The sequence below is a fragment of the Yoonia sp. genome (assembly GCF_046498525.1).
Taxonomy (GTDB): domain Bacteria; phylum Pseudomonadota; class Alphaproteobacteria; order Rhodobacterales; family Rhodobacteraceae; genus Yoonia.
Genome location: NZ_JAWOAN010000072.1, coordinates 17,611 through 28,791 on the forward strand (window position 1 = coordinate 17,611; position 11,181 = coordinate 28,791).

An 11,181-nucleotide genomic window follows, 5' to 3' on the forward strand; every position below is an offset into this window, starting at 1 on the left:
TAGATCTCCATCAAGTTTGGAGAATCACCATGAACACCACTCATCACCGTCCGGCCGACACCTGGTCGCCGCTCTATTTTCTCGCGTCGCTTGGGGCAGGTGGCCTTGCCGTCACCTTTTTCATGTACCTTTTGTTCTGGGTACCTCACTCGGGGCAACCGGTGCCGGTCTTCGAAGACATCATGGCGGCTTTTACCAGCGGCGGGTTGCCGTTGAAGGTGGCAATTATCCTGGCGGTCACCGGCATCGCCGGTTTCTCTTTCCTCAATATCAAAATGCTGATCTGGAACCTTTTGCGCTATTCGGAGTTCAAGAAAACCGACGGCTATACCAAGCTGGTGAACTCGAACGGCGAAACCCAGCTTCTGGCCATGCCCCTTGCGCTGGCAATGACCGTGAACGCGGGCTTTATCCTTGGGCTGGTTTTTGTGCCGGGGCTTTGGGGCGTCGTTGAATACCTGTTCCCTCTGGCGCTGATCGCGTTTGCGTTGATCGCCATGCTCGCGTTCCGCCAGATCGGATATTTTCTTGGCCGCGTGCTGAGTGAGGGTGGCGTGTTCGATGTCACCGCGAACAATTCCTTCGCGCAGTTGCTGCCAGCCTTCGCCTTGGCGATGACCGCCGTTGGCATGGCCGCGCCCGCCGCAATGAGCACTATCCCATTGACTGTCGGGGTCTCTCTGATCGCGTCGCTCGCCCTTGGCGTCATCGCGGGCCTTTATGCGCTGATTGCAGCTGTCACGGCTTTCAACTCCATGTTGCATCACGGCACCGCAAAGGAAAGCGCGCCAACGCTTATGGTTGTCGTACCGATCCTGACGGTGCTGGGCATCATGGTTATGCGGCAGAAGCACGCGCTTCACACGACGTTCGAGGTCCACGGCGGCGCGGCGGACAACTTGGTGCTGACAACTGCGATCCTCGCCATTCAGGGGGGCTTTCTGGCGCTTGGCCTGCTGGTCCTGCGTCGCCAAAAATACGCCGACGCCTATCTGCGCGGTGACGGAAACTCGGCCGGTGCCTACGCCCTTGTCTGCCCGGGTGTGGCCATAAGCGTCATGCTACACTTCTGGATCAACAAGGGCTTGGTAGGTGCCGGTGTCATCACGGATTTCGGTGTCGCCTACTGGTCTTTGACGACACTGGCAATTGCGGCGCAGGTCGCCATGATCGTGCTGGTTTTCATCCTGAACCAACGGCACTTCGCAGTTCGCGCGGGTCTTGGGTCTGTTCCCGCTGAATGATCCGCAACTTGCCTCCCGGCTCGAAAGAGCCGGGAGGATTGAGGACGCCTTGCAAACATCAACGAGCCACAGCGATCCTGACGATCGGTAGTTCGTCTTGCTGCAAGCGACTAGCGATGCCGGTGGCGTCATCCGCACAGGGACAGAAGGCGCGGTGACCTTGTGCTGGTAGGGCAGGCCTCGTGCCTTTGTCTTCGCTCAATCCGGCAAAATCTGCATGTAATTTCGTACGAAAGACCGTCAGGTGCCGTGGGCAGAATGTTGCGCGTCGTGCGTCCGAAGTCGTTTTTAGAAAGCGGGCAGCGGTCTTTGCGATCCCGACTTCGTGGATTGCGGCCGAGTTGGGCTGGTTCGTCGCCGAGTTTGGGCGTCAGCCGTGAACGTCGGATGATGGCTGGCCGGCAGCCTTGTCGGCCAGCCACCTCAGCGTCGCGGATCTGTCGATCACGCTTGCGGGCTTCATGCTCTTCTACGCGATCCTGTTCATCGTCGAGATGGGCCGGATGCTGAAATACATCCGCAAGGGTCCGTTCCTGGACGTTGTGGAAACCGCCGCTTGGGACGTCCGCCAGAAACATCGATTGCGCACCCAAGACGGCAACACTTCTGGCATCTCAGCGAATGGCGCACGTTCTTGTCAACCTGACCTTTCTCCCGTCCTACCGCTGGATTGCAGAACTCAGGCTTGAAGACGTAATGGCTGTTCATGAAAAGCAAACGTGCATTCACATCGCGACTTTTGCCCACACGGGCGGATCAACCGCTGTCTTCGTGTTGCCGTAAATTCCCCGGACGGGCACGCCCTCGAAGACCCGGAAGGCATGCCCGCGGGCGTCAAACATGAGATTTAAGAGCTCAGAGATACCATATTCTTATCGCGCCTCGAAATAATCCAGCGGCAGTTTCAGATAGCTTCGCCCGTTGTCCTCTGGCGCTGGCGCGCGACCTCCGCGAATGTTGATCTGCAATGCGGCCAGCATCAGCTTTGGCAAAGGCAGGGTCGCATCACGCGCATCGCGCCGTTTTTGAAACGCCGCTTTGTCGGGGCTGTCGGCCAGATGGATATTGTTCGCGCGGTGTTCGGCAACCGTGGCCATACAAGCCGCATCCCGGTCGGGAGCATAATCGTGACCCACGTAAAGCCGCGTGTCGTCAGGCAGCTGAAGGATGTTTTCAATCGAGTCGAACAGATCAGCCGATGACCCGCCCGGAAAATCCGCACGGCTGGTGCCGCTGTCGGGCATCATCAGCGTGTCATGCACAAAGGCCGCATCGCCCACGACATAGGTGATCGAGGCCATCGTGTGCCCAGACGAGAATATCACCTTCAGTTCCAGATTGCCGATCATGAAAGTGTCGCCATCCGCGAACAGATGATCCCATTGGCTGCCGTCGGTCGGGAAATCATCGCCGAGGTTGTAGATGTCCTTCCACAGGGCCTGCACCTTGACGACATGTTCGCCGATGCCGGTCTTGGCCCCCAGTTCCTGTTTCAGCCAGACACCGGCGGAAAAGTGGTCGGCATGCGGATGCGTATCCAGCACCCATTCCACGTCAATGCCGGTTTGGCGCACATAATCCAGCAGCTTTTGCGCATCGCGCGTCGCGGTTGCCCCCGACAAAGGGTCAAAGTTCCAGACTGGATCGACAATGGCCCCTTTCATCGTGGCGGGGTCGTGGAAAACATATTGCCAGCTTCCGGTCGGGGCATCCCAGAAGGCGGCGACGATTGGTGAATGTGTCATGGCTTGTCCTTTCAGATTGCGCACCCGGCCAAGCCGGGCACGCGGTCTTGTCGTTGGATTAGAGTGTCTTGGTGCTGAAATACCAGTCGACGGTATCCAGACCTTCGCCCATCCGCGCGTCGGCGGCGTGGGTGGTTTGCGGGGTCGGCACGATCACGGGTTGGCCCGGCACCCAGTTTTCGGGCGTGGCGACCTTGTGTTCGGCCGAGGTTTGCAGCGCCACGATCAGCCGGTAAAATTCATCGATCGAGCGGCCATTTGTCATCGGGTAATAGACCATGGCGCGCAGATTGCCTTCGGGGTCGATCACGAAGGTGGCGCGCACGGCTTGCGTGTCCGAGGCACCTGGCTGGATCATGCCATAGGCTTGGGCGACCTTCATATCCAGATCGGCAATGATCGGAAAATTGATGGTGACGCCAAAGCTCTGCTGGATCGACCGGACCCATGCGATGTGTGCGTAGTGGCTGTCGATCGACAATCCCAGAAGTTCCGTGTTGAGGGCGGCGAAATCATCAGCACGACGGGCGAAGGACATGAACTCCGTGGTGCAGACAGGCGTAAAATCGGCCGGATGCGAAAACAGGATCAACCATTTGCCTTTGTAATCCGACAGCGATTTCATGCCATGCGTGGTCAGCGCGGTGAAGTCAGGGGCAGGTTCGTTCATCCGTGGCAGGCCGGCGGGTGTTTGCAGTGTGTCTAGCATGGCATCCTCTTGGGGTTAATTGCGATGTGAAACAGATAGCGGCATCATGTAGATTGATGAAATTGATTATATAGCTTATCTTGATCGAAAAATTCTATCAGGAGTGCGTAGATGACGACCCTGCGACAGCTACGATTTCTCGTCGCCCTTTCGGATACGCTGAACTTTTCGCGCGCGGCAGAGTTGTGCCATGTGACTCAGCCGACCCTGTCCAGCGGGATCAAGGAACTTGAGGACCAGCTTGGCGTCCCCCTTGCAGAGCGGTCGAAACAATCCGTGATGATGACCGAGTTGGGTAATGAGATCGTGCAACGCGCGCGCGCGGTGCTGAACGACGTCGCCGATATCCAATCGCTGGCGCAGCAACATGCAGGCAAGGTGCGCGGTGATTTGCGGCTGGGCGCGATCCCGACGATCGGACCGTTTCTGGTGCCGCGTGCCTTGCCGCTTCTGCGCCAACGCTGGCCGGACCAGCATATCTTTTTGCGCGAGGAACTGACCGAAACGCTGATGGACGGCTTGCTGGAAGGACGGTTGGATCTGATCCTGATCGCACTGCCGCATGCCGTCGGCGCGATTGAAACCGAACTGTTGTTTGAGGATGGCTATCAGCTTGCCACGCCTTTGGGCCATGTTCTGGCAGAAGATGCCGACGTCACCGGCGCCAAGCTGACCGATGCCAAATTACTGTTGCTGGAGAAAGGCCACTGCCTGCAACGACACGCCCTGCAAGCCTACAGCGATATGGGCTTACCTGCCGGCGATGCCTTCGCTGCGACCAGCCTGCCGACACTTATGTCGATGGTAGAGGAAGGGCTGGGTATCACTTTGCTGCCACAACTTGCCGTGGACGCGGGAATAGCACGGGGACATGACCTTGCGCTGACGCCTTTGCCGGGGGCTTGTCCGCGCCGCGTGGTGCTGGCGTGGCGGGCGACATCGCCCCATGTGGACAGATTCCGCGACATCGCACTGATTTTGCGTCAAGCGCGCGAGACAATGCATCCATCGCCTGCCTGATCAATCCGCAGGCGTGGCGGCTTTGCGCAGGACAAAATACGGATTCTGGGGATAATCGCCAAAGACTTTTTCGACGACGACCTCAAAACCGGCATGATGCAAGGCGTCAAGAACATCGCTGTGCCGCAACTTTCTGATCGCGGGAAACAGACGAAAGACAGCCAGTGTGCTGAAGATCGCCCTGATCCGCCACGTCACATCGGCAAAACACCAGATCTTGATAATCAGATGCCCGCCGGGCGGCAAATGCGCGTGTATCTGCGCCAGTGTCGCGGGCAGGTCATCGACAAGATGCAGCAAGTTGATGGCGCAGACCAGGTCACAGGGACTGCTTGCCAGCGCCTTTCCCACATCGGCCACGACAAAGCGCAGATTGTTCCCTGCCGGTTTGGCCTGTGCAATGCCTATCATCGCGGACGAGAAGTCACACGCGGTCCAATGCGCCACGCGCGGGGCAAGGCGGATGGCCGTGCCGCCTGTACCGCAACCCAATTCCAGAACGTGATCATCAGGACGCAGACGCCCTGTGATATCGCTGAGCATCGCCTCATAGGCGGCGACGTTCTTCAGCGGACGCGCAGCATAGCGCGCAGCGATACGGTCCCAAAACTGTCGTTGCTGCGTTGAATTACCCATTATCACCGCTTGATACGGTTTCGACCTGCGTCGCTGCGGCAACGGCAGGCAGGCCCAGTCGCGCCAGCAGGTCGTCCCGGTTGACGGCGATATCCGCCACAGTCAGATCATCCAATACCGCCATGAAAGCGGCTGTTGCCTGATATAGTGCCGCCGACAGCTTGCAGATGCCGCGCAGCTTGCAGGTGTTGCGTTCGGGGTTGAAGCACTCGACCACATCCAACGGTCCTTCGGTCAGACGCACGACGTCGCCCACGATGATCTTGGCACCCGAGCGAGCCAGCCGCAGGCCGCCCTTGGGGCCGCGCACGGTTTCAATGTAACCCGCCTGCGCGAGCTGGTGGACCACCTTGGTCAGATGCGCTCGGTTGATCCGGTGGGCCTGTGCCACCTCGTCGATGCGGACCAGATGCGGCGCGCGTATCGCCGCCATCTGCAAGGTGCGTAGGGCGTAGTTGGTGTAGTTCGTCAGCTTCACTTCAGTCTCCGCACAGGGGTGTGACATCACGCCACCTAATCCAAACTTGCGTGATTGCAAAAGCAGGTATAAACATATATTATTAATATATCAATAAGGGATCAGCCCATGTTCGGCTTTGATGCGATTGAATTGGCACGAATCCAGTTCGCTTTCACGGTGTCCTTCCACATCATCTTTCCGGCGTTTTCGATCGGTCTGGCCAGCTATCTGGCGGTGCTGAACGGGCTGCACTTGTGGACCGGCAAGGACATCTATCTGCGCCTGTTCAACTACTGGAAAACGATCTTTGCCGTGGCCTTCGGCATGGGCGTCGTTTCGGGCATCGTGATGTCCTACCAGTTCGGTACCAACTGGTCGGTGTTTTCCGACAAGGCCGGGCCGGTCATCGGGCCGCTGATGGGCTATGAAGTCTTGTCTGCTTTCTTCCTCGAGGCCGGTTTTCTGGGCGTCATGCTGTTCGGCCGCGAAAAGGTCGGCGCAAAGGGGCATTTCGTGGCGACATTGATGGTTGCGATCGGCACATTGGGATCGGCGTTCTGGATTCTCTCGGTCAACAGCTGGATGCAGACACCGCAGGGGCATGGCATCAACGAGGTTGGCCAGTTTATCCCGTTGGATTGGTGGGCCATCGTGTTCAATCCGTCGTTCCCGTACCGGCTGGTGCATATGGTTCTGGCGGCCTATCTGACGACCGCGTTGGTCGTCGGTGCCGTGGGCGGCCTGCATCTGTTGCGTGACCGCATGGATCAAGTGGCGCGGGTCATGTTCTCGATGGCGATGGGGATGTTGATTGTCGTCGCTCCCTTGCAGATCGTTGCGGGTGACTTCCACGGGCTGAACACGCTCGAATATCAACCCGCCAAGATCGCCGCGATGGAAGGGCATTTCAAAAGTCATCCCGAAGGCGGTGCGCCGCTGATCCTGTTCGGGATTCCCAACGCGGAAACCGAAACGGTCGACTACGCGGTCGAGATTCCCTATCTGTCCTCGCTGATCCTGACGCATGACCTGACCTCGCCCCTGCCGGGTCTCAAGGATTTTCCGGTCGACGAGCGTCCGCCTGTCGCAATCGTGTTCTGGTCGTTCCGCATCATGGTGGCGCTTGGCTTTGCCATGCTGGGGCTGGGTATCTGGGCGCTGGTCCTGCGGCTGCGCGGCAAGATGTATGACCGCAAATGGCTGCACCGTGCCGCCATCGTCATGGGGCCAGCTGGCTTTGTCGCCGTGCTGGCCGGTTGGATCACCACCGAGGTCGGACGCCAACCGTGGACAGTCTACGGCATGTTGTCCACGAACGACAGCGTCGCGCCGGTCGAGGCCGCAGCGGTCGGATCGTCACTGGTGGCCTTCATCGTGGTCTATTTCATGCTGTTCGGGGCAGGCACCTACTACATCCTGCGCTTGATGAACAAACGGCTGGAGGATCGCATTCCACTCAAATCCATCGGTCCGATCCGGACGGCGGGAACGACTCCCGCCCCTGCGGTCGACGATGATTTTTTTCCCGCGGAGTGAACAGAAATGATTTTTGATCTTGCATTCATCTGGGCCGGTCTGATCGCCTTTGCGGTGCTGGCCTATGTCATCCTGGACGGGTTCGACCTTGGGGTCGGTATCCTGTTCCCCTTCATGCGCGGAGAGGCGAGCAAGGATCTTGCCATGAACACCGTCGCGCCTGTCTGGGACGGCAACGAGACATGGCTGGTGCTGGGCGGTGGCGGCCTGTTCGCGGTCTTTCCGCTGGCCTATGCGGTGGTCATGCCCGCGCTCTATGTGCCGATCATTGTCATGCTGCTGGCACTGGTGTTTCGCGGTGTCGCCTTTGAATTTCGTTGGCGCACGAAGCGTGGAAAATTTCTCTGGGACATCTCCTTTACCTTCGGCAGCTTCATGGCGGCTTTGGCACAAGGGATCGCACTTGGCGCACTGGTGCAGGGTATTACCGTCGAGGGGCGCGCCTATGCAGGTGGCAACTGGGATTGGCTGACACCTTTCACGGTCCTGACCGGTGTCGCCCTGATCGCCGCCTATGCGCTGATGGGCGCCACTTGGCTGGTGATGAAAACCGACGGCCCGGTGCGGACGATGGCAAAACGGATGGCCATGTGGACCGGTGGCGCGACATTGGTGCTGGTCGGGCTGGTCAGCCTGATCACGCCATTCCTGAACCCGCTCTATCTGGATCGCTGGTTCGGTTTTCCCACTGTCCTGTTTTCGGTATTGGTCCCCGCTGCGATCCTGATCGCCGCCTATGTTTTCGTCAAAGGTCTGCGCAACGAGCGTGACGCCTGGCCGTTTCTCGCCACGATCGCCCTGTTCGTTCTGTCATTCGTCGGGCTGGGGATCAGTTTCTACCCTTACATGGTGCCGCCGTCACTGACGATCTGGGACGTCGCGGCCCCTGACGAAAGCTTGTGGTTCCTGCTGGCGGGGTCGCTGGTGCTTTTGCCGATGATCCTTGCCTATACCGCCTACGCCTATTGGGTGTTCCGCGGTAAGGTTGATCCTGCGGGAGGCTACCACTGATGCCGCCCATCTTGCGCAAATCGCTGTGGTTCATCGCGTTCTGGCTGGCCGGGGTCACGACATTGACCGTCGTCGCGCTGATCATCCGGTTGATCATCTTTTAACCCACCCAACTGAAGGAAATTACCATGAAAAAAATACTGACAGCTTGCGCGCTGAGTTTGGCCGCGGCACTTCCCGCCGCCGCACAAGACGACCGGCATCTGGTCACGATCCTGACCGCCGCCGAGCCGCAGACCCAGCTGATGGCCATGGTGCTGACGCTGAACGCGGTCCAACAAGGGGCGACAGCACAGATCCTGCTCTGCGGGCCTGCTGGCGACATCGCGCTTCAAGATGCGCCTGAAACCGCCACCGCAGGCCAGCCACCGCGAGATGCCAGCCCGCAAGGTCTGATGCGGATGATGATGGCAGACCACGATGTCACCGCCGAAGTCTGTGCGATCTACCTGCCCGGCAAAGGGGCTGATGCATCGGTCTTGGTCGACGGTGTCACCCCCGCAGCACCCGATGCCGCCGCCCAAGCGATCCTTGCCGACAACAGCGTCGTCATGAGCTTTTGACAAACTGGTGCCCTGCGAGCGTTTCATGCGGGGCACATGGCATGGCGAAATCGCACGATCTGATGCCTCATCGCGGATGATGACGATCTCGGGTCTCGGGCGCATCACCGCAATGGAAGTCGAAGCCTTCGCGCCCACCCTGAGTGTATTCAAGCGAAGCCGCGACCTCGATGCTGAGCGGGGAAGCTACGTCCTTGACCATGGTTTCAGTCGCTTCACAGCGTTTGCAACCGCGACCGTAGACATTGACAGTTTTATGCTGTCGTCTTCTTCTTTCTAAAGACTGAAATCTGAAAGTCATGCGCCGCGCCTTTTGGAGTCTTGTGGGTACGCAACTCTGAATGCAGCGGAACCAGCAGCCCCGGGCAATAGCGGCAAATGACTCGATCAGGTCAGACGGTGCGTAGCGTTGTACCGGCAGGCCGGAACAGGAAGTGGGACCCGTTGACGCGAATGTCGAAATGATCGCCAGGCCGATGGTGCTTGGTGCATTTTTCCACACACCCGCGATCTCCGTCTTTTGGGAGATCGCATTTGGCGCGTGGCTTTGGCACGCTACCGGTGGGCTGATTGCCACACCGGCACTGAAGCCGCCCAAGCTTTTGCGTCAGATCAGCGCCAGCAGTTTGCGCGCTGCCTCTTCCGAAGAGGCAGGGTTCTGGCCTGTCACCAGCTTGCCATCGACGACCACGAATGAGGCCCAGTCGGCACCCTTTTCATAGGTGGCGCCGTTTGATTTCAGCATGTCCTCGACAAGGAAAGGGACGATATCCGTCAGGCCGGCAACGTCTTCCTCGGTATTCGTGAAACCGGTTACGGTCTTGCCTGTCACCAATGGCGTGCCATCAGTACCCTTGGCGTGCTTGAAAACCGCAGGTGCGTGACAGACTGCACCGACAGGACGACCGCTGGCAGCAAAGGCTTCGATCAGAGATGTGCTGTGCTGATCTTCGGCAAGATCCCAGAGGGGGCCATGACCGCCGGGGTAAAAAATGGCATCGAAACCATCCGCTGATACAGTCGAAAGCTGCGTCGTCTGCGCAAGTTCAGTCTGCGCCGCTGTGTCTGATTTGAAACGTTTGGTGGCGTCGGTCTGGGCGTCATCGGTATCACTGGCCGGGTCCAAGGGAGGTTGTCCACCTTGGGGAGATGCGAGCGTGATATCGGCACCTGCGTCCTTGAAGACGTAATAGGGGGCTGCGAATTCCTCGAGCCAGAAGCCGGTTTTCTTGCCGGTGTCGCCAAGTTGGTCGTGGGATGTCAGAACCATAAGAATTTTCATTGTATCATTTCCTTTTTCATTGAATTTCGGGGGGTTTTGGAAAACCCCGATTAGTCCGATTGGCAGCGGGATTTCAGGCTGCCCGAACTGTTTGTCAGCGGCTTCTTGTCAAGAAGTGAGAGCTGGAGGTTATGTGGTTTCGGACAGAAATACCGGTGCTCCGTTTTCCGGTGCATCCGTACATGCTTGATACTGCGTGATATCAATATGCGCTTCACATGTTGGTCCGTGCCGAACAATAAACCCGCCAGCTTCATTGATCAGCCGCCGTATGCCAAGGTTTTCGCTTGTAAAATAAAGATCAGCCGTGCGAACGCCCGTCCGTTTAGCAACAGCCAGCCCGTCGATGAACAGTGCTTTGCCCAGACCGCGCCCCTGATAGGCGTCCTCGACAGAAATACCGATCTCGGCGTGTTGGGCAAGGCCTTTGAAGATTTCCAGCACCCCGACAAGGCGGCCATCGGCCTTGATCCCCAGAACAATGTCCGGGTTGGCCTTGTTGGCGATCATCCGCGTTGTCTGGTCAGTTTGAACCGCCATGAACCGGCGCTGGCGCGATGTGTCCTCCAGGCGCAGATAGTGCGACCCCAAGGAGCGCCGCCAATCGGCGAGGGTGCCGGGCAGGACATTCGGGATTGATGGTGCAAGATGACGGGACATAAGAACTCCTTTTTTCCTGCGTGTCTATCCTGGTCCATATATAATGCTGCTTTGCAGCATTATAAGAGCCGCTGCTCGGCATAGGGTAAGATCGACCTGTTCACGGCGAAGGAAGACTCCAAGGCAAAGGTGCCCTACGAGCGCTGATTGCGTCAGTCACCAGTTGCATTGAAGATCGCACAATTGCTTGTGCGCCCCATTGTCGGACCTTATGAACTTTGGCGGCCCTCTCGTCTGATCCGGACGCGGGTCGGGCACCGGAGGGAAGTTTGATGATTGAGGCTATTTTCATACGCGGCCCAAGTGGGCTATGGG

The 11,181-nt window shown here is 58.4% G+C and carries 15 protein-coding genes and 1 pseudogene; 9 read left to right on the top strand and 7 right to left on the bottom strand.

Annotation, left to right across the window (positions count from 1 at the left end; all coding sequences use genetic code 11):
- Positions 1-29 precede the first annotated feature (29 nt).
- The 3 genes from R6T97_RS04810 (at position 30) to R6T97_RS04820 (ending at position 1,933) form a co-directional block, all read left to right on the top strand.
- Positions 30-1,244 (top strand): TsoY family (seleno)protein, encoded by a 1,215-nt coding sequence (locus R6T97_RS04810; RefSeq protein ID WP_410348165.1) that lies wholly within the window; start codon positions 30-32, stop codon positions 1,242-1,244.
- A 182-nt stretch (positions 1,245-1,426) separates the two neighbouring features.
- Positions 1,427-1,624 carry a cytochrome ubiquinol oxidase subunit I gene (locus R6T97_RS04815; protein ID WP_410348166.1) on the top strand — a complete coding sequence of 66 codons (198 nt, stop codon included), beginning with the start codon at positions 1,427-1,429 and terminating at the stop codon, positions 1,622-1,624.
- Between the two features lie 27 nt (positions 1,625-1,651).
- Entirely contained in the window at positions 1,652-1,933 is a 282-nt protein-coding gene (locus R6T97_RS04820; protein WP_410348167.1) for a hypothetical protein, read from the top strand.
- On the opposite strand, the pseudogene R6T97_RS04825 reads toward R6T97_RS04820, so the two are convergent.
- The 3 genes and pseudogenes from R6T97_RS04825 to R6T97_RS04835 all read right to left on the bottom strand — a co-directional run.
- A pseudogene (locus tag R6T97_RS04825) lies at positions 1,869-2,089 on the bottom strand (IS21 family transposase); the annotation flags it as partial. The gene R6T97_RS04820 and the pseudogene R6T97_RS04825 overlap by 65 nt on opposite strands.
- A gap of 27 nt (positions 2,090-2,116) precedes the next feature.
- Positions 2,117-2,989 carry an MBL fold metallo-hydrolase gene (locus tag R6T97_RS04830; protein ID WP_410348168.1) on the bottom strand — a complete coding sequence of 291 codons (873 nt, stop codon included), beginning with the start codon at positions 2,987-2,989 and terminating at the stop codon, positions 2,117-2,119.
- 58 nt (positions 2,990-3,047) lie between these two features.
- Complete coding sequence (locus R6T97_RS04835; RefSeq protein WP_410348169.1) at positions 3,048-3,698, bottom strand: peroxiredoxin; 651 nt, start codon at positions 3,696-3,698, stop codon at positions 3,048-3,050.
- Positions 3,699-3,809: 111 nt separating this feature from the next.
- Between R6T97_RS04835 and R6T97_RS04840 the strand changes: the two genes are divergently transcribed.
- A complete protein-coding gene (locus R6T97_RS04840; protein ID WP_410348170.1) occupies positions 3,810-4,718 on the top strand; it encodes a hydrogen peroxide-inducible genes activator in 909 nt (302 codons plus the stop codon).
- On the opposite strand, the gene R6T97_RS04845 is transcribed toward R6T97_RS04840, so the two are convergent.
- Positions 4,719-5,354: a class I SAM-dependent methyltransferase gene (locus R6T97_RS04845; RefSeq protein WP_410348171.1), complete on the bottom strand. Its 636-nt coding sequence runs from the start codon at positions 5,352-5,354 to the stop codon at positions 4,719-4,721.
- Positions 5,347-5,832, bottom strand: coding sequence for an RrF2 family transcriptional regulator (locus R6T97_RS04850; RefSeq protein ID WP_410348172.1), 486 nt, complete (start codon positions 5,830-5,832; stop codon positions 5,347-5,349). The genes R6T97_RS04845 and R6T97_RS04850 overlap by 8 nt, the downstream gene beginning before the upstream one ends.
- Positions 5,833-5,940: 108 nt before the next feature.
- Here R6T97_RS04850 and R6T97_RS04855 point away from each other — a divergent pair, with 108 nt between their 5' ends.
- Genes R6T97_RS04855 through R6T97_RS04875 form a run of 5 tightly spaced genes read left to right on the top strand, consistent with a single transcriptional unit; the run spans position 5,941 to position 9,204 of the window.
- Entirely contained in the window at positions 5,941-7,350 is a 1,410-nt protein-coding gene (locus R6T97_RS04855; RefSeq protein WP_410348173.1) for a cytochrome ubiquinol oxidase subunit I, read from the top strand.
- A gap of 6 nt (positions 7,351-7,356) precedes the next feature.
- Positions 7,357-8,361, top strand: coding sequence for a cytochrome d ubiquinol oxidase subunit II (cydB, locus tag R6T97_RS04860; RefSeq protein ID WP_410348174.1), 1,005 nt, complete (start codon positions 7,357-7,359; stop codon positions 8,359-8,361).
- Positions 8,361-8,465, top strand: a complete 105-nt coding sequence (locus tag R6T97_RS04865; RefSeq protein WP_410348175.1) for a DUF2474 family protein — start codon at positions 8,361-8,363, stop codon at positions 8,463-8,465. Before cydB ends, R6T97_RS04865 begins: the two co-directional genes overlap by 1 nt.
- Positions 8,466-8,489: 24 nt before the next feature.
- Entirely contained in the window at positions 8,490-8,924 is a 435-nt protein-coding gene (locus R6T97_RS04870) for a hypothetical protein (protein ID WP_410348176.1), read from the top strand.
- 25 nt (positions 8,925-8,949) lie between these two features.
- Positions 8,950-9,204, top strand: a complete 255-nt coding sequence (locus R6T97_RS04875) for a hypothetical protein (RefSeq protein WP_410348177.1) — start codon at positions 8,950-8,952, stop codon at positions 9,202-9,204.
- A 327-nt stretch (positions 9,205-9,531) separates the two neighbouring features.
- Here the strand turns inward: R6T97_RS04875 and R6T97_RS04880 are convergent, their stop codons facing one another.
- Both R6T97_RS04880 and R6T97_RS04885 read right to left on the bottom strand, forming a co-directional pair.
- The gene (locus tag R6T97_RS04880; protein WP_410348178.1) at positions 9,532-10,206 is read right to left on the bottom strand and encodes a type 1 glutamine amidotransferase domain-containing protein; all 675 of its coding nucleotides are present in this window, start codon (positions 10,204-10,206) and stop codon (positions 9,532-9,534) included.
- A 129-nt stretch (positions 10,207-10,335) separates the two neighbouring features.
- Positions 10,336-10,866 carry a GNAT family N-acetyltransferase gene (locus R6T97_RS04885; protein WP_410348179.1) on the bottom strand — a complete coding sequence of 177 codons (531 nt, stop codon included), beginning with the start codon at positions 10,864-10,866 and terminating at the stop codon, positions 10,336-10,338.
- Between the last annotated feature and the right edge of the window lie 315 nt (positions 10,867-11,181).